The sequence below is a fragment of the Paenibacillus sabinae T27 genome (assembly GCF_000612505.1).
Lineage (GTDB): Bacteria > Bacillota > Bacilli > Paenibacillales > Paenibacillaceae > Paenibacillus_AQ > Paenibacillus_AQ sabinae.
Window position 1 is genome coordinate 4,015,252 of the sequence record NZ_CP004078.1, and the last position, 25,928, is coordinate 4,041,179.

22 protein-coding genes are annotated in these 25,928 nt (G+C 43.3%); all 22 read right to left on the reverse strand.

Annotated elements, in window-relative coordinates:
* Positions 1–20 precede the first annotated feature (20 nt).
* The 22 genes from PSAB_RS18480 to ispG all read right to left on the reverse strand — a co-directional run bounded on the left by PSAB_RS18480 (position 21) and on the right by ispG (position 25,798).
* The gene (locus PSAB_RS18480) at positions 21–1,376 is read right to left on the reverse strand and encodes a UDP-glucose dehydrogenase family protein (protein WP_025336069.1); all 1,356 of its coding nucleotides are present in this window, start codon (positions 1,374–1,376) and stop codon (positions 21–23) included.
* A gap of 62 nt (positions 1,377–1,438) precedes the next feature.
* Positions 1,439–2,968, reverse strand: a complete 1,530-nt coding sequence (locus tag PSAB_RS18485; protein ID WP_025336070.1) for a lipopolysaccharide biosynthesis protein — start codon at positions 2,966–2,968, stop codon at positions 1,439–1,441.
* Positions 2,969–2,998: 30 nt separating this feature from the next.
* Positions 2,999–4,477 carry a hypothetical protein gene (locus PSAB_RS18490; protein ID WP_144240538.1) on the reverse strand — a complete coding sequence of 493 codons (1,479 nt, stop codon included), beginning with the start codon at positions 4,475–4,477 and terminating at the stop codon, positions 2,999–3,001.
* A 24-nt stretch (positions 4,478–4,501) separates the two neighbouring features.
* Positions 4,502–5,578 (reverse strand): glycosyltransferase family 1 protein, encoded by a 1,077-nt coding sequence (locus tag PSAB_RS18495; protein WP_025336072.1) that lies wholly within the window; start codon positions 5,576–5,578, stop codon positions 4,502–4,504.
* Entirely contained in the window at positions 5,575–6,708 is a 1,134-nt protein-coding gene (locus tag PSAB_RS18500) for a glycosyltransferase family 1 protein (protein WP_025336073.1), read from the reverse strand. The genes PSAB_RS18495 and PSAB_RS18500 overlap by 4 nt, the downstream gene beginning before the upstream one ends.
* Positions 6,709–6,727: 19 nt before the next feature.
* Positions 6,728–7,831, reverse strand: coding sequence for a glycosyltransferase family 4 protein (locus PSAB_RS18505; RefSeq protein ID WP_025336074.1), 1,104 nt, complete (start codon positions 7,829–7,831; stop codon positions 6,728–6,730).
* Positions 7,832–8,018: 187 nt separating this feature from the next.
* The gene (tagD, locus tag PSAB_RS18510) at positions 8,019–8,420 is read right to left on the reverse strand and encodes a glycerol-3-phosphate cytidylyltransferase (protein ID WP_025336075.1); all 402 of its coding nucleotides are present in this window, start codon (positions 8,418–8,420) and stop codon (positions 8,019–8,021) included.
* A gap of 86 nt (positions 8,421–8,506) precedes the next feature.
* Positions 8,507–9,664 (reverse strand): CDP-glycerol glycerophosphotransferase family protein, encoded by a 1,158-nt coding sequence (locus tag PSAB_RS18515; protein WP_025336076.1) that lies wholly within the window; start codon positions 9,662–9,664, stop codon positions 8,507–8,509.
* Positions 9,665–10,516 carry an NAD-dependent epimerase/dehydratase family protein gene (locus PSAB_RS18520; RefSeq protein ID WP_025336077.1) on the reverse strand — a complete coding sequence of 284 codons (852 nt, stop codon included), beginning with the start codon at positions 10,514–10,516 and terminating at the stop codon, positions 9,665–9,667. It lies immediately after the preceding gene.
* A 2-nt stretch (positions 10,517–10,518) separates the two neighbouring features.
* Positions 10,519–11,145, reverse strand: a complete 627-nt coding sequence (locus PSAB_RS18525) for a sugar transferase (protein WP_025336078.1) — start codon at positions 11,143–11,145, stop codon at positions 10,519–10,521.
* A gap of 29 nt (positions 11,146–11,174) precedes the next feature.
* Positions 11,175–11,399, reverse strand: coding sequence for a hypothetical protein (locus PSAB_RS18530; RefSeq protein WP_025336079.1), 225 nt, complete (start codon positions 11,397–11,399; stop codon positions 11,175–11,177).
* A 26-nt stretch (positions 11,400–11,425) separates the two neighbouring features.
* Entirely contained in the window at positions 11,426–12,418 is a 993-nt protein-coding gene (locus PSAB_RS18535) for a stalk domain-containing protein (RefSeq protein WP_025336080.1), read from the reverse strand.
* Position 12,419: 1 nt separating this feature from the next.
* Positions 12,420–13,079, reverse strand: coding sequence for a hypothetical protein (locus PSAB_RS25835; RefSeq protein ID WP_025336081.1), 660 nt, complete (start codon positions 13,077–13,079; stop codon positions 12,420–12,422).
* Positions 13,080–13,104: 25 nt separating this feature from the next.
* Positions 13,105–14,943 (reverse strand): polysaccharide biosynthesis protein, encoded by a 1,839-nt coding sequence (locus tag PSAB_RS18545; RefSeq protein WP_025336082.1) that lies wholly within the window; start codon positions 14,941–14,943, stop codon positions 13,105–13,107.
* 57 nt (positions 14,944–15,000) lie between these two features.
* Entirely contained in the window at positions 15,001–15,687 is a 687-nt protein-coding gene (locus PSAB_RS18550) for a CpsD/CapB family tyrosine-protein kinase (RefSeq protein ID WP_025336083.1), read from the reverse strand.
* Positions 15,668–16,444 (reverse strand): YveK family protein, encoded by a 777-nt coding sequence (locus PSAB_RS18555; RefSeq protein ID WP_025336084.1) that lies wholly within the window; start codon positions 16,442–16,444, stop codon positions 15,668–15,670. The genes PSAB_RS18550 and PSAB_RS18555 overlap by 20 nt, the downstream gene beginning before the upstream one ends.
* A 178-nt stretch (positions 16,445–16,622) precedes the next feature.
* The gene (locus tag PSAB_RS18560; protein ID WP_158442604.1) at positions 16,623–18,611 is read right to left on the reverse strand and encodes an S-layer homology domain-containing protein; all 1,989 of its coding nucleotides are present in this window, start codon (positions 18,609–18,611) and stop codon (positions 16,623–16,625) included.
* 118 nt (positions 18,612–18,729) lie between these two features.
* Entirely contained in the window at positions 18,730–19,512 is a 783-nt protein-coding gene (locus tag PSAB_RS18565; protein ID WP_025336086.1) for a tyrosine-protein phosphatase, read from the reverse strand.
* A 105-nt stretch (positions 19,513–19,617) separates the two neighbouring features.
* A complete protein-coding gene (gene yihA / locus PSAB_RS18570) occupies positions 19,618–20,244 on the reverse strand; it encodes a ribosome biogenesis GTP-binding protein YihA/YsxC (protein WP_025336087.1) in 627 nt (208 codons plus the stop codon).
* Between the two features lie 20 nt (positions 20,245–20,264).
* On the reverse strand, positions 20,265–22,628 hold the full coding sequence (lon, locus tag PSAB_RS18575; protein WP_025336088.1) for an endopeptidase La: 2,364 nt from the start codon (positions 22,626–22,628) through the stop codon (positions 20,265–20,267).
* 159 nt (positions 22,629–22,787) lie between these two features.
* Positions 22,788–24,497 (reverse strand): ATP-dependent protease LonB, encoded by a 1,710-nt coding sequence (gene lonB / locus PSAB_RS18580; protein ID WP_025336089.1) that lies wholly within the window; start codon positions 24,495–24,497, stop codon positions 22,788–22,790.
* A gap of 173 nt (positions 24,498–24,670) precedes the next feature.
* Positions 24,671–25,798, reverse strand: coding sequence for a flavodoxin-dependent (E)-4-hydroxy-3-methylbut-2-enyl-diphosphate synthase (gene ispG / locus PSAB_RS18585; protein ID WP_025336090.1), 1,128 nt, complete (start codon positions 25,796–25,798; stop codon positions 24,671–24,673).
* Between the last annotated feature and the right edge of the window lie 130 nt (positions 25,799–25,928).

Consider the following 25,928-nt stretch of genomic DNA (forward strand, 5'->3'; position numbering starts at 1 on the left):
ATATTAACACTCTCAATCTATTATCTCCCCACAGAGTAATATTCCACCCCTGCATTCTTCATTTCTTCAACGCTATAAATGTTCCTTCCATCATAAACCAGAGGGGTTCTCATATTCTTTTTAAAGAAATCAGGCTGTACTACTTTAATTTCCTTCCATTCAGTGAAAATAAAGCACACATTAGCTCCATCTAGAGCAGCCTCAGCACTCTCTACGTATCTGATACTACCTTTTCCATTCTGACCTTGGGGATAAAGCTTAGAAAAGTTCTCCTGACCCACAGGATCATAAGCATAAATGTCTGCGCCTTGCTCTAGTAACAATGGAATATTCTCCAGCGAAGCCGCTTCGCGTAAATCATCCGTTCCAGGCTTAAAGGTAAGTCCTAACACAGCAACCTTCAATCCGTTAAATGTAATTAGTCGTTTACATGCTTTTCTAAAAAGCAATGTTTTTTGGCTTTTATTTACGTCGATAGCCGCTTTAACCGTTTTTAATTCATAGCCATGCTGTTTCGCAAGGTATTCAAGCGCCTTGGTATCCTTGGGGAAACACGAGCCCCCATAGCCAATACCTGCATTTAAAAATCTGCTACCAATCCGTTCATCATAACTCATGCCTTGCGCAACATCTTGGATGTCAGCGCCTACCAACTCGCAGAGATTGGCAATATCATTCATGTAGGAGATTTTAAGCGCAAGAAAATCGTTGGAAGCATATTTAATCATCTCGGCCGACCTTCTGCTAACAGACACGACAGGTAGATTAAAGGGTTCATATATCTTCATCAGTATGTCTTCTGCCCATTTACTTTCTGTTCCAATAATAATTCTTGCGGCATAAAGAGTGTCTCGAACCGCTGATCCCTGGGCCAAAAACTCCGGATTGGACGCGACTTCTACTCTTATTTTTTTTCCTGCTCCTGATCCATTCCCTGTATATTCTTCTCCATCATGTGGCAAAAAGTCATGAATAAACTGTTCAACCTTGTCATTGGTTCCTACAGGAACTGTAGATTTAACCACAACAAGGCAATCTCTTTCTATCGTTTCAGCAATTTGTCTTGCAACTGTAGCTATGTATGATAAATTGGCCGATCCATCTGGTTGTTCAGGAGTTCCAACCCCTATGAATATAGCATCAGCATCTCGATACGCTTGCTTATAATCTGTAGTATAATCAAGTCTTCCGGCTGCATAGTTTTTCTGCATTAACTCTTCCAAATCAGCCTCATAGATTGGAGAGACGCCAGATTTCATCAGCTTCACTTTGTTTTCATCAATGTCGACACAAGTTACTTGGTGCCCAACTTCGGCAAAACAGACGCCCGCAACCAGGCCAACGTAGCCTGTTCCGGCTACTGCGATTTTGTACAAAACTACTTCACTTCCTTATAGATTGTTAAGTATTTCTGAAATACTTTCCATTTATTAACTAGTTAAATTTTCTTTAAAAGCATCGATGAAAAAACATTCCACAAGTGCTTAAATTCAACTGTTCTAAAGAAAAAGAGAAAGAAAAAGAGATTGGGAATAATAATACATATAGACATCTTTATAAAAAATCCAGCCACCCCTTCAAACAATATTTGCTCGGAAAACCAGTAACTTATTATCCCTGTGAAAATTAAGACAAATGTATAATGGAAATATTTTTTGAAATACTCCCTAACCGGGGATGCAAATCCGTATTTATACAAAACATAAGGTTCAACCCAAAAACAAGTGGTAAGAGTACTGATTGCTGTTCCAATAAAGATACCAATAACACCATAATGAATCCCTAAAAAAATTGATACCACTAAATTAATTACAGATTCAAACAAGGGCTTAAATCTATCATTCCAATATATCCCAAACGCATCTCTAAAACTCAATACACTCTTTCTCATTCCGGTAAGAAAAAAATTACATACAATCACTAATATTATTGGCATATGAAATAGGAAGTCTTCACCTAACCATATTTCTATAAAAGGATTAAATAGTAATAGTAAGCATATTGAACAAAAACCATATATCCAAAAGCCCATAAAATTTAAAACACCAAATATCCTAATAGTTTTCTCGTTGTTATTTTCAGTAGCTGTGAGATTCCCAATACTAGCAGTTATAGCTTGGAATATTAATCCTATCACCATATTAAGAGCATTTGTTATTAAAAAATAATTCGAATAAATTCCTACTGCTTTAATTCCAACGAGTTTAGAAATTAGTATATTATCAGTACCACTAACAACAACCCCACCGATTCTATGAAACATCATTGCCTTTATATTTCGAGTAATCACATGTTTCTCATTTTTATCTAATCTCGCCTGTCCAGTTTCTTTGAGAAAAGGATATAACTTATTCGCCTTATTAGAAACAAAGATATTTTCGAGTAGTGTGTTTATTACTTGAAGCAATAAATATATGATGAAGTTGTGTGTTAAAAACAAAAAAATAATCTGTATGATATTCAAGCCTAAGAAAAAAGTATATCTATAAAAAGTAGTAATATATCTCTTTTGATCTGCAATAATTAAGGATCTTTTGTAAGATAAAAAATAAGATGTAGCAGAGTTAATTACAAACAAAATAAAAATCAAACTAATATTAGGAATATTGGGTATATCAGAAATTAAAAACTTTAAAAAAGGTGTAATGACTATACCTAAGATTCCAATAAAAGTTCCAATTGCTACATAAATTCTTTTATATAAAGTCATAAGAGCCTTAACCTTATAATTATCTTTTTCTGCGAGTGGCTTATAAAGGCTATACACAATTGCAGCTCCTACTCCTAGATCAGCAAGAGCTAGTAAGGAAAGAATATTACTAAACAAACCATTAATACCTAAATAATCGATACTTAGAGTGTGTAAAAAAACCATTCGATTAATAAAATTTATTACTATTCCAGTAGCTTGACCAATAATAGCATATTTAATATTACGAATTGATTTGGTTGTTCTTCCATGCTTCATAAAAATTATCCACTCACTTCAGATGAAAGTTCAAATCCCAATAGTTTTCTTCCTTAACTTCAGATCTGCTAACTTCATTAATATTAAAATAATTATTATATCCCAAAAAGTTGAGAGTGAAATATTGAAATTATAAAGCACTGGAGACAATGCAAAATTAATTGTTGCAAAAATATAAAGATATCTTTTAAAAATATTAGTAGTTAAATTTGCGATTTTTTCTAATTTCATCGCTACTTTAATACTAATAATAGATATTATTGGAGAAAGTAAAAAGCCAAAGTAAAAATATCCTTGTCCAATCATTGGTATTATTTTTGATACAGTTGCTCCAGTACCCTTTATAGAATAATTAAAATATTTCGGGGTCGTATCCCATTCCATAAAATAGTGTTTTACAAATGGTAAGGAATTCAAAATGTCTGAAATAATCAATTTAATAGATGAGTTTTGTTGCATACTTATAGAAGCAACCACATTTAATGGACCACTGAAATATGCATTCAGTGTCTCTGAAACAAATCCCCACAAGTCTGATTCTTCCCTATAAACCCCAGATTTAAGCAATAACGCAATTAATGAAAATATTGAAACAAACACTAAAGCGAACGGTATTATTTTTCTAATATGTTGGGGGTATATAAAATGCAACACTAAAAACAACGATACTGCTAATTGGATGGATCTAGCTTTTTCAGGGGTCATAAACAACAAAACCATAAAGATAATACAAAAAGACAAAAGTAAAGCACGCTTTGTATTGTGTCTACCAATTTTTTTGAATATGTATTCTATTAAAACAATTGGCAAGAATATTTGGAGTAAGTCAACAAACATAATATAAATCCAATAAATTATTGATGGTACGTTCGCTCGAATATTCAATAATCTAATATAATTTCTAATGTTTTCTTCTTCTGAGCCCGCTATAAAAAAAGAAATATAGTTTTTTAAGCTTGGAAAAATTAATAAACATGTGAAAACAAATAATATCATAGCGAAAATAGTCCCTTTGAAAAACAGTGACTTTTTTGTCGATTCACTTTTTAAATCAAGAAAATTTTTGTTTAACTCTTTTCTATTATCTGTAAAATTGCTTGTTGCAATGGTTGTAAAAATGATTAATGCTTCATAACCCATTAATGAAATGGCTTTTCCCATGTTATTAAATAATAAATCATACGGTATAACTACATTGTAATTACCAAATAATATAGAATAATCGCCAAGATATATAATGAAAGGTAATACAACCATTCTTATAAAATAAGTTAATATTATTATAGTGATACTAACTTTTTTAAATAAATGTTTATAGACATTTAAAGCTATACATGAACATAAAGCAAAGATTAGTGGGAGAATTGATAATGAAGAATAGTAAATTGGTTTTGTATTATCAAACACTATAAAAAGACTACAAGTTAAAGATAAAGTAACAATTATTATCAAATAGGAAAAAACGATAAGATTATTTTTACGAGCTTCTACCCCTGTGCAAGAATTCATAAAATCAGTTTCCTCTCAAACACTTTAATCCAAGTATATTTGTTGTAATAATTTGGCTGAAGCAACACAATCAAAACCTTTACTTTTTATTACTTCCAAGGTATTTATTCGTTCATAATTTTTCATAGAACTAAGAATTTGTTCCGCCCATTCTTTGGAATTATTCTCTAATTGAATGCTCTTTACCATGTTTGTAATATAAGATTCTTTAGAGATTGTAGAAGCAACAAAAGAAAACAAGCCAGCAGCTTGAGCTTCAATAAGAGCAATTGGAGATCCCTCATAACGAGAAGGAAAAACAAACACATCCATGGCTTGTAATAATTGTGGAATATCACTTCGTATTCCAGCAAATATTACATTATTGGATAAAGATAATTCAGATATTTTCTTTTCTATCTTTGATCTTAATTCACCATCACCAATTAATAATAATACAGATTTTTGATTTTTCTGATACACTTCATTAAAGATATCAATAAGAAACTCATGATTTTTTTGATATTTAAATCTTCCTATATGCCCTATTACAAATTTATCTGTTAAATCTAACTCATCTCTATATAAAGCTCTAACTTTACTATCAAAACAGTAATCTTGAGCATTTATTCCATTATTGATAACAATAAACGGTTTATTCCTAAACATTGATATTCCAGCTGCATTCGAACATGATATATTTAAATCTGAAAAAAACGGAAGAATATACTTGTTAATACTATGAAGAATTCTTGATATTATCTTATTACCTTTAAAAACATTATGACTATGGGCAATTGTCCTTCTACCAAATAATTTAGCTATAATAATTGGTTCAATACTACTACAAGAATTCAAATGATGGTGAACAATCTGATATTCTTTATGGTTCCTAAAAAAATTGAATAATTCATAATAGAATAGTAATGGGTTAGATCTTCTGTTAGGAATTTTATAGACTTTACTTCCGTTTTTTATCAGTTCCTCTTCATAATAGATAGAATCGGTAATTTTCAAAAAATCGACTTGAACTTTTGAATTATCTAAATTCCGGTACATATTTATTACAAATGATTCAATACCGCCCAGATTTTTGTCCATACCACAAAATAAAATTTTCATTTGTCCACCACCTCCAAATAAAAATTTTCTATCCAATTTGCTGTATCTTGAACATTATAATTATGCTCTTTGATATTCTCCAAAGCATTTACTCTTTCATATCCATCTGAATAATTTAAAATTTTCCCAGCCCAAATAAATGCATTATCTTTTAATGGAACTGATTCAATCTGACTCGTAACATACGCTTCCTTCGGAATAGAATCTGAAACAATACAATGCAGCCCGGATGCTGCTGCTTCAATAACAACAATACCAAGCCCTTCCCTTAAAGATGGAAACACAAAAATATCCATTGCCTGCATTAGTTCAGATACATCAGAACGTGCACCTGTAAATATTACACTATCTTTTAATCCTAATTTATTTACTTTCTCTTCAATTTGACTTTTTAGTTTTCCATTTCCAACCAAGAGCAATACAGAGTTAAATTTTTGATCATGAACTTCTTTGAAAATCTCAATGAGACCATAATGATTCTTTTGTTCATCAAATCTACCAACATGACCGATTACAAATTTATCTTCAATTTGTAACTCTTTTCTAATTAACATTCTTACTGATTCGTTGAAAATAAATTTTTCTGCTTCTATTGAGTTATTTATTATGTAGAAATCCCCAGTCTTACATGCCTTATTACCAAACAACCAATTCCCCGCAATTGTAGAACATGCAAACAAATAATCAGCAGTATACCGAATAGGAAACTGTAATATTCTTTTAATTAATCCCTGAAATCCACTACCTGATGTAGTACTATGACTGTGAGATATAGTAATAATATTAAAATTATTAGCAACTTTTAAGTATATAGACGCTGTACTTCTAACATGTCCATGAACAATATGATAATGAGGATGTTCATTAAAAAAATTACTCCACCAAGCTAAATAAGTAAAATGATTTTTACCTTTATATTTTGGACATCTATAAACACTCCCACCAAGTGACATAATTTCAGCATCAAAATGACATTGATCTGGTGTATGTACAACAAAGTCAAATTGAACATTTGAACGATTTACATTTCGAAAAATGTTCATTATAAATGACTGTGCCCCTCCATGATTTGTGCTTCCCAATACATGTAAAATTCGTATTGGTTTGTTATCCTTATTACATTTTCTCATAAGATCTCCCTTGAATAGATCATATTTCCATTGTACTCATTAAATGTTCATTAACCATTTTTACATCAAATCGTTCCTTAGCATAAATTAAACTTTCTTTGCCCATCTCTTTTACTGCAGTCTGATTTTCAATCATCCAAATCATTTTTTCTGAAAGTGCTTTCGAATCCTTAGTAGGAACTAAAAATCCATTAATTCCATTTTTCACTGTCTCTCTGCACCCGGGAGAGTCCGTAGTTAATATTGCACGACCAGTCGCCATAGCTTCGAGAATTGAATGAGGAACCCCTTCCCTATAGTAGGAAGGTAACACAAATACCGAAGATCGACCCAATAGTTTATGAACCTCAGTGCTGACTCCTAAATAATTAATGATACCTTCATCAATAAATGCTTGAAGTTCTTCTTCCTTAACTCCATTAGGGTTTGGATCAATTGGTCCGACTAAATACATCTCTATATCATTATATTTCCCCTTAACAATTCGAGCTGCTTCAAGATACTCATAAACTCCTTTTGATTTTAGGAGTCTGGTCACCATAATAAAAGAAAATTTTTCAGGTTGCTCTATCTCACAAAATTTAACCAAATCAATTCCAGACCCTGCAATAACAACGCATTTTTCTGGCCTTATTAAATGTCTATTTACCATTTCTCTAGCGTCATCTGAATTTTGAAAAAAAACTTTTGTAGAACAAGAAAAAGCCACTTTATACAAGATAGAAGTAACAATTCTAACAATTCTGTTTTTAAAATCATTTCCTGTATATGCATACCCTAGCCCATTAATAGTTGGATAGATTTGTTTCACTCCAGCTAGGCGTGCAGCAATAGAACCATAGATGTTAGGCTTTATAGTATAACTATGAACGAGATGGATTTTGCTTTTTTTGATTAATTTGAAATATTTCAACACAAGTTTAAGATCTCTAAGCGGATTCAACCCTGCTCTATTTACCGGCATTTCTACAAAGCTTGCTCCTATCTTCTCAATTTCATTTTCATAACCAGTTTGGAACCCTGTTAAAGTTACATTATGTTCATTTTTAATGATTCTTTTAATTAATTTATTTCTTGTTTCCAAAAAAGGAGTTACCCTTCCTGAATTGACCAGAATATTCATCCACTTAATTCCCTTCCATCTAATTGTTGCGCCTCCAAAAAAAATACATTATATGATCAACATCTAGTTATAAGAAAAGAAAAAAGATTAAAACTATTATGTTTACATACTTGAAGATCATAAAACTATTTTAGCTCATAGGTAATAAAATAAATTTTCGCAACAATTGTTGTTGTCGCAATTCTTTTTATAAAAGTAATCTAAGATTTAAATCGCTCTTTATTTTTGTAGTGGAAATTTCCGGGGTTCTAGGTAAGTATTTAACTTCACACTTCTGTTGAAGAAAATCAAATTTATTTTCCCAATCATCGCCCATTACAAATATATCTATTAGATACTTCGTCACATCTGTATTCTTCTGTTCCCAACAAGTCTCTGGAATAACTAAATCAACATACCGTAAAGCTTCTAAAAGTCCTTTTCTTTCCTCATAAGTAAAGTAGCATTTTTTCCGTTTCTCATTCCAATTAAACTCATCTGTTGATAAAGCAACTATTAAATAGTCTCCCAGTGATTTCGCTTTTTTTAGTAAGTTGATATGCCCGTAATGCAATAAATCGAAAGTTCCATAAGTAATGACTCTTTTCATTTTACGTAAGGCCTCCATTGTATTAACAAAGCAAATAAAGAAGCTTTGTTAAGTTTTATCTAAGTATCCTTTACAAAAAGATGATATTAAATATTAAGAGCCTTCACACATTTCTCAGTTGCATTTCCACCAACTGTAACATATTTTCTCTTAAAGACGGCCACCTTTTTACATTCCAATTCATAATCTAATGATTTAATTTTTTCAATTACCTCCTCCTGTGATTTTAACACTCCACTAGGAAGCCCTTCTTCTAAATCGATATAGAATCCTCTTTCCTTGAAATAATTATTATAATCATACCCAAAACAAATGATTGGTTTTTCAAGAATTGAATAATCAAATATTGTTGCTGAATAATCTGAAATTAAAATATCAGCTATTATAAGTAAATGGTTTATATGATGATAGTCGGAAAAATCACGCACAAAATCATTGAAATTAACCCCTTTTATTTGATTTGTATAAGCATGGGTTCTAAGCAAAATTACATATTCATCTCCCAACTCTTTAAGCCAATATGAAAAATCCAAAGGTGGTTCTATTGAGTATGTCTTACCGTTATCTTTACTATCTCTCCATGTAGGTGCATATAATATAACTTTTCTATTATTAGGAATATTTAATATTTTTTTATATTCTGCTATTTGCATATCAGATACATGGTATAGTTCATCATTTCTAGGTAAACCCGTTAAAATAAGATTATCTTCTAACACTTTAAAGTCTCTCTTATATATTTCTTTTTCATATTCACTTGAATAACAAAAAATATCAATTTTAGAGAAATCGAAATCTTCTCTTCCCCTTACTGCATTTCCAATTAACTTTAATGGTATTCCATGCCATGTATTTAGATAAATTGTTTTGTCTTTTTTAAAATGAAGACCCCTTTCAATATTCACACATGATATCCAATATTTTGCTTTAAGTGCCGTAATAAAATATTTCATAGTATCCATTTTTACTTTACTACATCTTGGGATAGCGTACTCCTCTGGATTATCTAATGCCCAAACAAATTTAAACTCCAGAAATCTCTTTTCTTCTAACATATACTCAAATATTTCTCTTGGACTATCATTGTATTTTCTTCCATGTGCATTAAACAAAATCAATTTCTCATCAATACTAATAAACTTCCCTATTAATCTAAAAAAAAAGCTCATTAAAGATTTATATAAACACTGAATCAGAGTATTATGTTTTAAAATATAATCAATTTTATTTTTAAGAATTCTCACTTAATTCACCTCAGTGGCTCTAATACTATCGGAAAGAGACAAAACATTATATTTTTCATTTAACAATGACAATTCTTTTTCGTATACTAAGTCACCAAACACTTTATTAAGAGTACTGCTTTTTAGTAATCTTAATAGGGGATTAAATAACATGGTTTTTCGGATCTTTTTACCATGTATTTGAGCAATCATTTCTACCAAATCTGAAATTCGAACATACTCACTATTCTGCGGAAAAAACAATCCATTACTACAGTCGTTTATTAGCAATCTTATAAACTCACAAAGATTATCTATGTAAACCATGCTACGCCTATTTTCCAAATCAGGAAATACAGGTACTTTAAGAACAAAATTCGCTAATCTCCTGTAATTTCCTTTACAACTCTTTCCGTATATCATTGGTGGACGAATGATGGCAACTTGATAATCAACATCTCTTAAAGAATCAACCAACTTCTCTGCCTGTAATTTCGACTTACCATAGTTACTTTTGGGGTTAACTTCAGTACTTCTACTAATGACACCCTTATCAATTCCATAGACACTCATAGAACTGCAAAATACAAACTGCTTAACACCATCTTTTTTAGCCCTAGTGGCAACTTCTAACACTAAGTCACGATTCACTTGGTAGTATAATTCTTTATTCTTCTTATTTTCTTTAATATGAGCTATTCCAGCTACATGTAAAACCGTGTCATATCCTGAGAAATCGTGGTTTTTCCACTCTTCACCCCTAACCGATATCTCCTCGACCTCGTACTGATCCGGCCATCGGCTTACCCATTTGATAAAACTTGTTCCTATGTAGCTCCCCTTGCCGGTTATCAGAATCTTCTTTCTGCTCATTCTTAAGAGGCAACTCCTTTAGCTTTGGATGCAGATTTGAGGTTATCTCCTTCAACGACGCCGTCGGATTTGAGGACTCGGACAATAGTCATAACAAAGATTTTGACATCAAACAAGATAGAGACATTCTTGGTATAAATCCCGTCATATTTCGCTTTTTCCTCATTCGGCAGCTCATCTCGTCCGTTGATCTGCGCCCATCCAGTCAGGCCCGGCTTAATCTCATTGGCTCCGTACTTGTCTCTCTCTTCAAGCAGATCATATTGATTCCAAAGGGCCGGGCGTGGGCCGATAATGCTCATTTCGCCTTTTAGTATATTGATAATCTGAGGCATCTCGTCCAGGCTTGTCTTCCGGAGGAACTTACCGACTCTGGTGATGCAGGCTTCCGGGTTCTTCAACAAATGGGTGGGCATATCTTTGGGTGTATCGGTTCTCATCGTTCTGAACTTCAGAATATAGAATTCATTCTTATGCTTGCCGATCCGTTTCTGCTTGAAGAGAATCGGGCCTCTCGACTCAAACTTGATAGCCACAGCGATGATGATAAAGAAAGGCCATAAGCAAAGCAGAGCGACGAAAGCAAGCAAAGTATCGATGACCGGTTTTATCTTTGTATAAGACCTCATTGAATTCACCCTTACTTTAATTTTCGTTATTACATCCCGACTTCAAATGAGTAGCCCAGTTCCTCGAGCGTTGGTACCTTTCGCGGTTCACCAAGTTGAATGATCAAGCCGCTGTCTATCGTCGCAAGCCGTTTAACTTCAGAGTTCATGCGTGTATGCGGTATGCTGGCTTTGGTTGAATACGTCTCTTGCTGACCCGATATTTCAAGCGTTACGGTATTCTCGACAACGGTTAACAGATCTCTTAATCTCATAGCTATACCTCCAATGGTATGTTCAATTAACCCTTCATTCCCTTAACCAACTCTAGCCCGCTGTTGACTTGTGATTCAAAGGCGCTGCGATACTGGTCAATAATGGCTGTATCATAACCATTCGCTTTCAGCTTGGATTCGGCATCGGAAATGATGCTGTTAAACGATGAAGTGAATGAACTCAGCTGCTGCTCGCCTTTGGAGAGGATGGCCGCCTTGGCCTTGTCATCTTTGGCATTCAGATATTCCATGGCCAGTCCCATTAAGACGGATTTCGCCTGGGATTGAAGCGAAGTTAGCTTGGCTTCCGTTTCGCTGGTAATTTGTTCATAGGTAGGCTTGCTAACAGCCCCGCTTCCGGAAGCACCCGCTCCAGCTTGTGCGCTCGGCGCAGGGGATGGCGTGGAAGGTTCCGTTTTACTTCCGCTAGTGGAATCTTCATTACTACTTGTCGTAACATCCGGGTTTTGAGCTTTATAGGCGCTGGTAAAGGCTGTAATACTCTTCGTCTTCTGATCCCATTTCAGGGAAGTTCCTGCCGCTTCCGATAGAAAGCGCAGCGGCACATACAGGGTACCGTTCAGGATGTAGCTGGATAATCCTTGGGGGATACTCTTGACGGAGCCGTTAAAGATATAGCTTGCGTTTACTCTTTGGAGAGCAACGGTCTTAGTTATACCTGTGGAAGTCTTCAAATTACTCGTGTTCATTAAATATTCTTTGATTGCGGTCAGTTCCCGGCTGTTAGGCTCGGCGACTGTTACTTTCACATTCTTGGCGTCCCAGCTTACGCTCTTCTGAAGTGCGTAGGAGATAAAACGCAGCGGAACATAAGTGGAATTGTTGTAGATAAAGATATATTGTCCCGATGGAGGCTGCAGATTGATTCCGTCAAAGGTAATTGACGCATTTACAGTCTGAGCCTTAATGACCACTGGAGCAGCAGATGCAGAGACTGGGGCAATGCTAATTAGCAGTGTAAGCCATAGTAATGCGGCGGAATATCTGAATTTGCCCATATTACTCACTCCCCTTTTCTGCTTCTGCTTTTTCCTCGGCCAGCACCTGACTTCGGGATTTCCCCTCGCTGACACCGTACTTCTTGGCAATCTGCACAAGTTCGTTATACTGCTGCTCCGATACTTTTCCCATGACAAGAGCCCGGGCTTCCTTCTTCTCATCAAGCGATAGTCCGCCCTGTGCCAATGCCTGAAGCCGTTTAATGTCGGATACGCTCAGTTGACCCAGGACAATGGAGACCACGTCTGCTTTATCTTTTACACTAACATTCTCTTGTATCTTCTTGGTTTTCTCTGTGGAGATTTGCGGCGTATATTCGGTGAGTGAATCCGACTTGGGAGCGGGTGAGGAAGAGGGCTGGGTCTGCTCCTTGACGGCTTGGGTATTGGTATTATCGTTTATGTTAGAATTGGTTGCTGTGTTTACCGGTTTGGTATTTGTCGAATCCGTTCCCTGTGGAACAGCCGTTGCGGTTGGTGCAGCCGGTTCCGCGGATACTTGAGGTTCGGCTATACCGCCTGCCTCCGGCTCCAATCCTGCTGCCATCGAATTCATTAATTTGTTCACCGCATAATTGGCTGCAAGTGCTCCGCCTATGCCCAGAATAATGATGACCGACAACGTCCAGCCCAGTATTTTCGTCCATTTCTTCTTAAACATTGTAATCCTCCGTTAGCTTGTTGAATTAACTGATGGCCGCCTTGGCAACAGGCATCATGGGCACGATCTGATTGATGATCTCCCGGACTGTAACGGTATTGCTCTCCGTAAGGGCACGCTCCAGACGTTTAAACTCAAGGTCCAATTGACTAGCCGTCAAGACAGATGGTCTGCCGATAAATATCCGGTCATACTGGGTTGATCCCAAGTTCTCTTCCGCTGTAAGCAGTTCTTCGTACAGCTTCTCTCCCTCGCGGATACCGGAAAAGGTAATCTGGATATCCTTGTAAGGTTCGTAACCGGATAAGGTGATCAAATCTTCGGCCAGCGTCAGAATCTTCACCGGTTTGCCCATATCCAGTACAAAGACTTCGCCGCCTTCGGCAATGGCTCCCGCCTGGATTACAAGCTGGACCGCCTCAGGAATGGTCATGAAGTACCGGACCATCTCGGGGTGGGTAACGGTAACCGGTCCGCCTTCGGCAATCTGCTGTTTGAACACTGGAACGACGCTTCCCCGGCTACCCAGAACATTGCCGAAACGTACGGCTGAGAATTTAGTCCTGCTCATCGTATTCAGGCTCTGAACATACATTTCCGCAATCCGCTTCGTAGCTCCCATTACGCTCGTCGGGTTAACGGCTTTGTCCGAGGAGATCATGACGAAACGATCCGTCCCGAATTCATTCGCGCAGTCCGCTACATTGCGGGTGCCAAAAACATTGTTCTTGATCGCTTCGGAAGGGTTCCCCTCCATAAGCGGCACATGCTTGTGGGCTGCCGCATGAAAGACTACCTGCGGGCGATGGGTTCGAAATACATCCATCATGCGGGCGCGGTCCTGAATATCGGCGATGATCGGAACGAGGTTCAGGTTCGGGAAGCTTTTTCGAAGTTCCATTTGAATGTTGTAAATGCTGTTCTCCCCGTGCCCGAGCAGCAGCAGCTTGTCCGGCATAAATCTGGCAACCTGACGGCAAAGCTCCGAACCGATGGAGCCTCCGGCCCCGGTGACCAGAACCACTTTGTTATGTACGTAACCCAAAATACTATTTAGATCCTCGACAATGGGTTCACGTCCTAATAGATCTTCCACGCTTACATCGCGCAACCGTTTAACCGAGACCTTGCCGGTAATTAAATCATTAATCGCCGGAATAATCTTCAGCTTGATGCCGGTCTGCTTGGCAATGCCGATTATCTCCGATATTTCCGTTCGGGATACCGAAGGCATCGCGATAATAATTTCTTTGATTTCCTGCTCACTCACAATGCGAGGGATGGAATGCCGGTTCCCCAATACCGGAACACCCAAGATGGACATCCGTAATTTGTATGGATTGTCATCAATGAATCCTACCAGTTGGGTATGAGAGAAGGTGGCGCTCTTCATTTCCTTGGCAATCAGCATTCCGCAATCTCCGGCGCCTACGATCAGCGCACGGTTTCGATCAGCTTGGCGACCGTTTCGTTCCTTATGAACGACCACTCTCCATAAAAAGCGGGTCCCACCTACCAGCAACAGGATCGTTTCAATCACCCGTGCCTCTACTCCAAGCGGGAGACGTTCATCGAACAGCAGCAGAGAGAAGACATAGGACAATATTGCTCCAACAAGAATAGCTTTGAGAATGGCGACAATCTCGCCAATACTCGCGTATTTCCAAATTCTTCGGTATAAGCCGAAGTAGTATAAACTGCCTCCAAAGGTAAACGAAGAAACGATGCAATATTGCAGCATTTGGCGGGAATAATTATCGGGAATATCTCCGTAGAACCGCAGAAGATAAGAGGTTTCAATACTAAACCACACGATGATCAAATCGATCATGAATAATAGGATAAACCTTTTGTTCACAGTCATTTTCAGTGCCTCCGAAAAATAACATATGATGAATATTAAAGCCTGTTTCAAATGCGGTTAATTGCCGTAATAATAGTAATAGTAGCCTTCACTGGCTTTACGCTTAACATTGTTCATGACCACGCCAAGCATGCGGGCTCCGACCCGGTCTAGACCTGCTTTGGCTTTTACTGCAATATCGCGTTTCACTTTGCCGTAACTGACAACCATAATCACTCCGTCGCTCTTGGAAGCCATAATCTGGGCATCCGTAACGGCGAGCAAGGGCGGAGTATCGATAAGAACGATATCAAAACGTTGTCTCAGCTCCTGCAGAGTTGCAGTCATCCGATTGGATGCAATCATTTCGGCGGGATTAGGCGGAACCGGTCCCGAGGTAATGATCGACAAATTAGGAACTTCCGATTCTTGAATAACCTCGTCCAAATTCGCCTGCTGCGAGAGTAGAGAGGAAAGTCCGTAACGGTTACTGAGCGAAAAGGTTCGATGACCGGTCGGCTTGCGCATATCCGCGTCAATGAGTACGACCTTCTTGTCTGCTTGTGCGTAGGCGGCAGCAAGGTTGGCGGTAACTGTCGATTTTCCTTCCTCCGGCCCTGATGAAGTAACCATAATAACCTGAATCTTCTCATCTACTGAGGAAAAATCAATATTGGTCCGAAGCGACCTGAACGCTTCCGAGACGGTGGAACGCGGATTGGTTACCGTAATCAAATGACGTTGTTTACTTTGCTGCTGTGACATGTTCAAGCTCCCCCGTCTTTCTGATTTGAGCGGCCGAGACAGGCTCTCCCGCTCTTGCTTCCTCCGCTCCCACTCGCGTAATCATCGCCAAGGTTGGCAGTCCGAGCACTTGTTCGATATCGGCTTCAGTCTTAAGCGTGTCATCCAAATATTCCAGCAGGAACGCAATCCCCAGACCGATCATCAAGGAAACGACAAAAGCGATAGCCAAATTCAGCAGGACATTCGGTTCCACCGGACCGGGTGCTTGCTCGGGGTTCACTTTGGCTTCGTTAAGGATGGATACATTTTGCACGTTGAATAAATCCGGAATTTCCTGCTTGAAAACAAGCGAGATAGCGTTAACTACCTCAGCGGCCTTTGAATAGGAAGTATCCCGGACTACAAGGGTCATTACCTGTGTGTTGTTGACCGAGCTAACATTGACCTTCTTCATAAGCTCATCCGTCGTCAGATTGAACTGCGGGTACTTGCTTGCGACGATGTCCAAAATAGCAGGCGTCTTAATGATTTCCTTATACGTGTTGATCAATTGGATATTGGTGTTGATTTGATTGAGATCCAGTTGGGCAACCGCCGTTTGGTTAGGTGTCTGATTGACAATAATCTTGGTTGAGGCCTCATATACCGGTTGCTTGATATATACGCTGTATATTCCGGCGATTCCGCACACTATAATTACAATTCCGACGATCAGCCACAACCGTTTCCGAATAATCCGGAAATAGTCGCGCAGATCCAATTCTTGTGATAACACGTAATGTTCCCTCCAAGCTCATCTTGAAATTTCAAGCCTTATTTCTACGAGAAACGCCTGTCCCTTCCTTTAGTAGCGGCAACCATTTCTCGTAGAAATAGATAGCTTGTTCTAAGTGTACATTTGTCTTCTTTAAAAGTGCCTCCTCTCACCTTCATGAGAGGAGGCACGATAAGCTTTATTTGAAATTAATTGTACGGTAAATGATAACTGCCGCTTCAGCCCGTGTAGCTGTACTATTCGGATTGAATTTGCCGGCGTTGCCGATAATTAGTCCTTTGCTGGCTGCAAATGCAACTCCATCCTTAAGCGAAGGGCTAATCTTCGCGGAGTCCGAGAAGACGCTGAGCGCCGTAGCGGAGGTTCCGCTGTCCTTCAGATTATTTACAGATTTAAGCGCCCGGGAAATCATCGTTGCCATTTCGGCCCGTGTAATCGCGGCGTTCGGATCGAACTTCGAAGCGCTGCGTCCGTTAATGATACCCTTCTCGGCTGCAACGGCAACATATGGCGCGAACCAGTCTGTCTTCTTCACATCGCTGAAGGTAGTTGCTGCGTTTTGGTTGTCCAAGTTCAGCGCACGGATGAGCATTTTCGCGAACTCGGCACGGGTAACGCCTTTCTTCGGAGCGAATTTGCCGCCGCCTACGCCTTCAATCGCGCCTTTTGCAGCAATAACTTGAATTTGTCTTCCAGCCCAGCTTTGTACCTTAGCGATGTCGCTGAAGGATACTTTATTCTCTACAACAACGTAGGAAGAGAAGGTATCGCGCGGCTCAACGATAAATTCACCGTCAAGCACACCGCCTTGGAACTGCAGATTGCCGTATACAATTTTCGCTACGGACAGCAGTTCTTTATCCAGACCGTTGGTATCTTTGAGCGGAAGCTTGATCGTGATCGGTTGTTTAAATGTCGATGTTGGAACACCGCCAACGGTAAGTCCAAATTCATATACATCGGAAGCCAGCTTCAGATAAGTAACCGAAGTCGCTACAGATGGAGCGGCTTTGGTAACGGTCAATGTCACGGCTGCGTCAAACTGGGATACCGGGATGGTGATAGTCACACCGTTAAAGGTAATCGCAATATTGGCAATACCGTTAGCTTTGGCCGCATCGATAATTGCTTTGGAGATAGGAACTTCGACCGTCGCAGCATTCACTGTACCAAGGTTAATTGTCAGCGTCGTACCTTTCTTGGCAGCGGCAAGCGCCTGAATCGCTTTGATCACATCGGCGTCAACCAGAGCCACTATCGCTTTACCGTTCGTCACCGTAACGAGTTTGGAAGCGTCAAATACAGATACATCCGTGGATGGCGTGGTAGGCGTTACACCAGTAGGAGCTCCTGGACCTGAAGTACCAGTATCAGCAATTCCAAGCTTGAATGCCCGGATATAAGCCTGTGCCAGCGCTTGTACAGCCGGTTTGGCGGAAGGGACTTTAACGTCCAGATTATAGAGCGCATCCTTCACATTCGTCGGAGTAATATCGAGGTTATAAACCGCTTGGCTTACCGTTGTTGCCTTTTGGGAACCGGTCGCATGGTTCAGAACCTTATTATAGGCTTGTTCAAACAGCGTTTCGGAAGCGGAAGGATCATCAATAATGGCTTGCAGTTCGCTTTGCGTTTTGCCTGATAGAAGTTCGCGGAGTTCAGCCTCAACACCAGATGTTCCAAAGAAAAACTCCAAGAAATCGTCAAAGCTCAGGTCATCTACTTCAGCTTTTGCAGCAATATCTTTCAGCAGATTCGTATAATCGGCATTCGTCTGAATTTTGCCGATCGCAGCGTAATCACTTTGATAGACATCATAGACCACGCTAGTAGCGCTTTTGAACAATTCATACGAAGTTGTCGTTTGCGTTGGGTTAAGCTCAAGTTTATCCAGAATCGGAGCAAAGATTCCCTTGTATTCCGACTCGGAAAGAGCTTTAACATCTTTGTAAAAGGCTCCAAGTTTGACCCAGTCGGCCGGTTGCAAGTTAGCATAAAGGGTAAGAAACTTGGTTTTCACTTGATCGTTGGTAACTGTGCTCGCAGCAGAAGCCACGTTTACAAATCCCAATTGTTGAGCCAATCCTTTACCACTAAGCGGAAGTCCCGCCACTGTTGCCGCCGCCATGCTTACCGCAAGGGTCGATACGGCTAATTTCTTCTTCAATGTCACTTTCATCCACCTCTTATGTATTTAAATTTGATAAATCCCAGTGCCTTGTACCTATTTGTGCAATAATTAACAAAGACGTGACTCTTATTCTATCATTATATGAAAAATTTGGTTAGCCTTTTCGGAAAAATAATCCGAAGAATTTATGACGTTTTTTTCCTGTGTTCTCAACAATTCTCTGATCTATCGGTAAATTACCGACAATTTTCTGCGAATTCTTGCGAAAATAATCCGATATCTCCTCTCCTAATAGTCTGTCAGTCACCCGATAAGCCTCGGACAGTCCAAAAGACCTAGAACCTCCATTGTGGGCATCCGAAGCCACGACATGAATGGTATTTTGGCGGCATAAGTCCAGCGACAGCTTCTGCAGCTTCCCTCCAAATACGCCGGTCAGACTCTGCGCCGTCAACTGTCCCAGAGCCCCGATATCGACCAGTCTCTGCAGACGTTCCGGATGGGCGGCAATCTCGGCATTACGTTCCGGGTGGGCAATAACGGGTACGTAGCCTTGAATGACCAGCTCATGGCATAGCTCTTCCATTCGGCTTGGCACCCTTGATGAAGGCATCTCCAGTAAAATATAACGGGAGGAAGCGAGTGGCAATAAAATCCCATTCTCCAGATCATCAAGAAGATTCCCGTAAACCCGAATTTCCTGGCCTGGAAGAACGTTCAGCGGAATGCCCTCCTGACGGAGCTTCTCGTTGATTTTCTCAACCGCATCCATTACGCCATCTGCCGGATTCAAATATTGGCCATTAGCATGATGAGGGGTTGCGACAACGGTACGAATACCGTCCTTGTGGGCATCCCGGGCCATGGCAAGTGCCTCTCCCCAATCGGATGCGCCATCATCTACAGAAGGCAGAATGTGACTATGAATATCGATCATATTCTATCTATCGGCCCTTTCTCTTAAAATTTTTAGTGTATACAGTAAAAAAAACAACCATTTCACTTGGAAATGATTGCTTGAACTTCCTGTGCCTATGGCTGATTAATTAGCGGTGTCCGGATCTGTCTCTATTTCTCCTTCTTCCGTGGCAATCTGACTCTCGATCAACGCCCACAGCTCATCTTTTCCAAGACCAAGTTCCGAAGAAAATGGAATAAAGCTTTCGCCTGGAAGCACCCCGAGCGCTTCTTTCATAATCTTGATATGCCTCGGCAGCCGGGTCTTCGGAATTTTGTCCGCTTTGGTCGCGACGACGCACATGGGGATATCATAGTGCTTCAACCATTCATACATCATCCTGTCGTCGGCGGTTGGCGGGTGGCGAAGGTCGAGTACGAGCAGCACGAGCTTGAGGGTCTCGCGTTCGGCCAAATATTTCTCCACCATCTTGCCCCAGGCCGCGCGTTGGACCTTGGACACTTTGGCATAACCGTAACCGGGAAAATCGACATAATACATAAGATCATTAATACGGTAATAGTTCATGTGCTGCGTCTTGCCCGGCGTGGAGCTGGTGCGGGCCAGATTCTTGCGGCTGATCATTCGGTTGATCAGGGACGACTTCCCGACATTGGAGCGCCCTGCCAGAGCAATCTCCGGCAAGGCGTCTTCAGGGTACTGGCTCGGGCCGACGGCGCTGATGACAAACTCGGCTTTGGTTACTTTCATTGGACTTCCTTTCTAAAAACCTATTGCAAGCTTTGGACGGGCTGATCCGCGGCCTTCGCCGCTTGCTCAACAAGCGCGTGGCGCAGCACCTGATCCATATGGGAGACCGGGACGAATTCCACGTCGTTCTTCACGCTCTCCGGTATTTCTTTCAGATCCCGCTCGTTGTCTTTGGGGAGCAGGATTTTCTTATAGCCGGCGCGGTGGGCGGCCAGCGATTTCTCCTTCAGCCCGCCGATTGGCAGCACCCGGCCGCGAAGCGTAATTTCGCCGGTCATCGCCACATCCTTCGAGACTTGACGTTTGGTGAGGGCGGATACGAGCGCCGTAGCGATGGTAATGCCTGCCGACGGTCCATCCTTCGGAATCGCGCCTTCGGGAATGTGAATATGAATATCGTTCTTCTCGTAAAAATCGGACGGGATGCCAAGCTCTTCCGCCTTGGAGCGCGTATAGCTGAATGCGGCCTGCGCCGACTCCTTCATCACATCGCCCAGCTGGCCGGTCAGGATGAGCTTGCCGCTTCCCGGTACAACCGTTACTTCAATCAGCAGCGTGTCTCCGCCCACCTCGGTCCAGGCCAGGCCGGTAACCGTGCCGATCTGGTCTTCGAGTTCCGCCATACCGTAACGGTATTTGGCTGTTCCCAGATAATCCTTGATGTCGTCGGGGGAAATGCTGACCTTCTCCTTCTCGCCGGATACAATCTGCTTCGCAGCCTTCCGGCACAGCGCGGCAACCTGCTGCTCCAGGTTCCGGACGCCGGATTCCCGCGTATATTCGCGGATGACGCGGAGCAGCGTGCCTTCCTCGATCGTCAGCTGGCCGTCCTCCAGACCGTGATTCTTCGTCTGCTTCGGCAGAAGATAGCGCCCCGCGATTTGCAGCTTCTCGAGCTCCGTATAGCCGGGGATATACAGCATCTCCATCCGGTCAAGCAGCGGACGCGGGATGTTGTGCACAGCATTGGCCGTGGTCACGAACATGACGTTCGACAGGTCGAACGGAATCTCCACAAAATGATCGCTGAACGTATTATTCTGTTCCGGATCGAGAACCTCCAGCAGTGCCGCGGATGGGTCGCCGCGGAAATCGGAGGCCATCTTGTCAATCTCGTCAAGCAGGAAGACAGGATTGAGCGAACCGGCCGTCTTCATGCCCTGGATGATCCGTCCTGGCATTGCCCCGACATACGTGCGGCGGTGGCCGCGGATCTCCGCTTCATCGCGCACGCCGCCAAGGGAGATGCGGACGAACTTGCGGTTCAGGGAACGGGCGATCGACCGCGCAAGCGACGTTTTGCCGACCCCGGGCGGTCCGACGAGACAGAGGATTGGGCCTTTGAGCTTTTTGACAAGCTTCTGAACGGCCAGGTATTCCAGCACCCGCTCTTTCGGCTTATCCAGCCCGTAGTGGTCTTCGTCCAGCACCTGCTCGGCCTTGGCGATATCCAGATCGTCCTCGGTCCATTCGTTCCAGGGGAGGCTGAGCAGCATTTCCACATAGTTGCGGATGACGCCGCCTTCCGCGGAGCTTGCGGGCATTTTCTCGAGCCGGTCGATTTCCTTGTCGATCTTCTCCCGGACCCGTTCAGGCAAACTCTTCTCCTCAACCTGGGCACGGAGCTCCTCGGCTTCGCCTGCCCGGCCTTCCTTGTCGCCAAGCTCCTTCTGGATCGCCTTCATTTGCTCACGCAAATAGTATTCTTTCTGCGTCTTTTCCATCTGCTTCTTGACGCGCTGGTTGATCTTGCGTTCAAGCTCCAGCACTTCGCGCTCATTGCCCAGAATATCCAACAGCTTCTCCAGACGCTTGCGGACGTCGATCGTTTCCAGGATCTCCTGCTTCTCCTTGATCTTCAGCGCCAAATGGCTCGTGATCACATCGGCAAGACGTCCGGGCTCTTCGATATCCGACACGGCAGCGAGCGTCTCCGGCGTTACTTTTTTGGATAAGGTAATATAATGTTCGAACTGGTTCAGCACCGTACGCATCAGAGCGTCGCTTTCCGGATCCGTATCCGGCTGCTCGGGCAGCTCCCGCGCGAACACCTCGTAATACTCTTCATTATCGGTATAGTTGATGATCTCGGCGCGTTCGACGCCCTCCACAAGGACCCTTATGGTGCCGTTGGGAAGCTTCAGCATTTGCCGTACATTCGCAACCGTACCGACCCGAAAAATATCTTCCTGACCCGGCTCTTCAATATTGACCTCGGATTGTGAACAGAGGAGAATCAAATTATCTTCTACCATCGCTTTTTCCAGCGCTTTAACCGACTTCTCGCGACCCACATCCAGATGGAGGACCATGCTGGGATACACTAGAAGACCTCTGAGCGGCAATAAAGGAAAACGACGACCTTTTGTCTGTTTGGATACCATCGCTTTCGGACCTCCAATCGCTCTCGTGTGTGTCATATCGTTGTTTTTATATTTTAACAAAAGCGGCATCAAAAAACCAACGGGCCGAATTGGAGCGGCCGGTTGGCGCAGAAAAAGCGGGTCCGCGGCACTTTGACCGGGTAACCCGCCCGGACGGCATTACAGATTGGCGCTTTCTCCTGACGCATCCGCCTTCAGCAGCGACGGGGATGCGGCAAAGGTCTCGCCGGCAACGGCGGGCAGACGAATCTCTTCCAAATGAGCGCCGAACACCAGGCGGAAGGCTTCTTCCACCGTCTCGATCGGGATGACGCGGAGAGGAGACAGATCGGCGAACAGCGACTGCCAGTTGTCCTTCGGCACGAGCACCGTCGTGGCCCCGGCCTGCAGGGCGGCTTCGACCTTGGCAATAACGCCGCCGACCGGCTTGACTCTGCCGTGAAGGCCGATTTCTCCCGTCATGGCCACCGTGTTGTCCACCGGAAGACCGCGGATCGCCGACACAATCGCGACCGCCATCGCCACGCCGGCGGAAGGTCCGTCAATCGGCGTACCGCCGGGAAAATTCACGTGGATATCGTATTGATCCGGTGAAAGCTCCATATTACGCAGGACGGTCAGCACATTTTCAACCGAGCCCTTCGCCATGCTCTTGCGGCGGATCGTGCGCGAGCCGCCACCGATTTCCTCTTCGTCGACGACGCCGGTAACATTCAGTCTGCCGGTACCGTTAAAGGCGGGGGCCGCCGAGACTTCGATCTCCAGCAGCGTCCCCATCCCCGGTCCATAGACCGCCAGCCCGTTCACCACGCCTACCTGCGGCTTCGAAGGAATCTTGCGTTCCGTGCGAAGCGGCAGCTGGCTGCTGCTTGCCACCCATTCCACATCGGCGGCGCTCAAGCTGTCGCGATTCTCCGTAAGCGCAAGCCCGGCCGCGAGCTGAATCATATTGACCGCTTCACGTCCGTTCGTGGCGTACTGCTGGATGACGGAGACGGCTTCCGGGCTAGGCTTCAGCCCGATTTTCTGAATCGCGTCGCTGGCGATGACCGAGATTTCATCCGGCAGCAGGGGACGGAAATAAATCTCCATGCAGCGCGACCGGATCGCTGGAGGGATCTCCTGCGGCGAGCGTGTTGTGGCCCCAACCAGCCGGAAATCGGCAGGAAGGCCATTTTGAAAAATATCATGGATATACGCCGGCGTATTCCCATCCTCGGAGTTGTAATAGGCGCTCTCCAGCAGTACCTTACGGTCCTCGAGGACTTTAAGCAGCTTATTCATCTGAATGGGATGCAGTTCCCCGATTTCATCCAGGAACAGAATACCGCCATGAGCCTTCGTTACCGCCCCCGGTTTGGGCTGAGGCACACCCGCTACGCCCATCGCTCCGGCTCCCTGGTAGATCGGATCATGCACCGAGCCGATCAGCGGATCGGCGATGCCCCGCTCGTCAAAACGCGCCGTCGTCGCATCGATTTCCGTAAATTTGGAATCCGTTTTAAAGGGAGAGAGCGGATTCTTCTTCGCTTCCTCCAATACCACCCGGGCTGCCGCCGTCTTGCCCACCCCTGGCGGGCCGTAAATGATGACGTGCTGGGGGTTGGCGCTGCACAGCGCCGCCTTCAGCGCCCGAAGGCCGTCCTTCTGTCCGACGATGTCCTTGATCGAAGCCGGGCGCGTCTTCTCGGACAACGGCTTGGTCAACGAGGTGGCCCGCATCTTCCGCAGCTTCTCCAGCTCCTTACGCGATTCCCGCTCGACCGCCGTCTTGTTCGTCTTTTGTCCCCGCAGCAAATTCCAAAAGTAAACGCCGATGACCAGCGCGAAAAATAGCTGCACGACCATCAGCAATAGACTCAGTTCCATAAGTCATCCTCCCTTTCATTCACTCTGCTACTAGGTAGTATAGCCTTTTCCGTAAGGGCTAAACGCCATTAGAAGGATTTAAGGTAAGACAACGTGAAGGAACCGGGTCCATGCAGCGGATAAAAAAGCAGCCCCTCCCGTACCGGAAGAAGCCGCAGCCGTATGATGTAAAATTATTTCCCCGTCCCCGTGACGGACTCGTGGTGAGCCTTGCGGCCGGGAATTTCCCCGGTAGCTTCATAATGGACGACAATCGCGTCGATTTCTTTCTTCAGCTCGGAGAGCAAATCCTCCTCCGGAACTTTACGGATCATCTCTCCGTACCGGAACAGCAGACCTTCGCCCCGCGCTCCGGCAATACCGATGTCGGCCTCCCTCGCTTCACCGGGACCGTTCACCGCACAGCCCAGCACCGATACCTTGATCGGCACTTTGAGCTTGGAAATATACTCCTCGACTTCATTGGCAATGGAGAACAGATCAATATCCAGCCGACCGCAGGTTGGACAGGAAATGAGCGTCGCCGCATTCGCAATCAGACCGAAAGTCTTAAGCAGCTCACGCGCCACTTTGACCTCCTCCACCGGGTCGGCGCTGAGCGAAATCCGCACGGTGCTGCCGATGCCCATGGAGAGCAGGGCGCCAATCCCCGCCGAGCTCTTCACCGTACCGGCGAACAGCGTGCCCGATTCTGTGATGCCCAAATGCAGCGGGTAAGGAATGACTTCAGCCGCCTTGCGGTAGGCTTCAATGGCCATCGGTACGTCCGACGCTTTCAAGGACACGATAATGTCGTGAAAGTCCAGCTCTTCCAAAATGCCGATATGGTACAAAGCGCTTTCCACCATCGCGTCCGGAGTCGGATAGCCGTATTTCTCCAGAAGGTGATTCTCCAGCGAACCGGCATTGACGCCGATGCGAATCGGAATCCCCTTATCCTTACAGGCTTGGACAACCGCCTCTACTTTCTCGCGCCGACCGATATTGCCAGGGTTGATCCGCACCTTGTCGATTCCGTTTTCAATCGCTTGCAGAGCCAGCTTGTAATTGAAATGAATATCCGCCACAAGCGGAATATGAATCCGCTGCTTGATTTCCTTGATGGCCGCAGCCGCTTCCTCGTTATTGACCGTGACGCGCACCACCTGACAGCCCGCTTCCTCCAGCCGAAGAATCTCGGCTACCGTGGCTTCCACATCAGCCGTCTTGGTCGTGCACATGCTCTGGATGACAACCTCATTGTTTCCGCCAATTGTGATCCCGCCTACATTAACGGGACGCGTCTGATGTCTGAGAAACATGGTTTCTTCCCCCATAACGCCAAAGCTCCACCCCCTCGGCTCCCGCTAAAACAGACGGGGGCGGAAGAAGGTGGAGACGTCAGGCTAATATTGTGAGTCCGCAATACCAGAAACGTTAGGCTCTCCTTAA

Coding starts and splice junctions, on each gene's coding strand:
- PSAB_RS18485 (WP_025336070.1), bottom strand. CDS start 2,968: ATGAAGCATGGAAGAACAACCAAATCAATTCGTAATATTAAATATGCT.
- PSAB_RS18490 (WP_144240538.1), bottom strand. CDS start 4,477: ATGAATTCTTGCACAGGGGTAGAAGCTCGTAAAAATAATCTTATCGTT.
- PSAB_RS18495 (WP_025336072.1), bottom strand. CDS start 5,578: ATGAAAATTTTATTTTGTGGTATGGACAAAAATCTGGGCGGTATTGAA.
- PSAB_RS18500 (WP_025336073.1), bottom strand. CDS start 6,708: ATGAGAAAATGTAATAAGGATAACAAACCAATACGAATTTTACATGTA.
- PSAB_RS18505 (WP_025336074.1), bottom strand. CDS start 7,831: ATGAATATTCTGGTCAATTCAGGAAGGGTAACTCCTTTTTTGGAAACA.
- tagD (WP_025336075.1), bottom strand. CDS start 8,420: ATGAAAAGAGTCATTACTTATGGAACTTTCGATTTATTGCATTACGGG.
- PSAB_RS18520 (WP_025336077.1), bottom strand. CDS start 10,516: ATGAGCAGAAAGAAGATTCTGATAACCGGCAAGGGGAGCTACATAGGA.
- PSAB_RS18525 (WP_025336078.1), bottom strand. CDS start 11,145: ATGAGGTCTTATACAAAGATAAAACCGGTCATCGATACTTTGCTTGCT.
- PSAB_RS18530 (WP_025336079.1), bottom strand. CDS start 11,399: ATGAGATTAAGAGATCTGTTAACCGTTGTCGAGAATACCGTAACGCTT.
- PSAB_RS18535 (WP_025336080.1), bottom strand. CDS start 12,418: ATGGGCAAATTCAGATATTCCGCCGCATTACTATGGCTTACACTGCTA.
- PSAB_RS25835 (WP_025336081.1), bottom strand. CDS start 13,079: ATGTTTAAGAAGAAATGGACGAAAATACTGGGCTGGACGTTGTCGGTC.
- PSAB_RS18545 (WP_025336082.1), bottom strand. CDS start 14,943: ATGACTGTGAACAAAAGGTTTATCCTATTATTCATGATCGATTTGATC.
- PSAB_RS18550 (WP_025336083.1), bottom strand. CDS start 15,687: ATGTCACAGCAGCAAAGTAAACAACGTCATTTGATTACGGTAACCAAT.
- PSAB_RS18565 (WP_025336086.1), bottom strand. CDS start 19,512: ATGATCGATATTCATAGTCACATTCTGCCTTCTGTAGATGATGGCGCA.
- yihA (WP_025336087.1), bottom strand. CDS start 20,244: ATGAAAGTAACCAAAGCCGAGTTTGTCATCAGCGCCGTCGGCCCGAGC.
- lon (WP_025336088.1), bottom strand. CDS start 22,628: ATGGTATCCAAACAGACAAAAGGTCGTCGTTTTCCTTTATTGCCGCTC.
- lonB (WP_025336089.1), bottom strand. CDS start 24,497: ATGGAACTGAGTCTATTGCTGATGGTCGTGCAGCTATTTTTCGCGCTG.
- ispG (WP_025336090.1), bottom strand. CDS start 25,798: ATGTTTCTCAGACATCAGACGCGTCCCGTTAATGTAGGCGGGATCACA.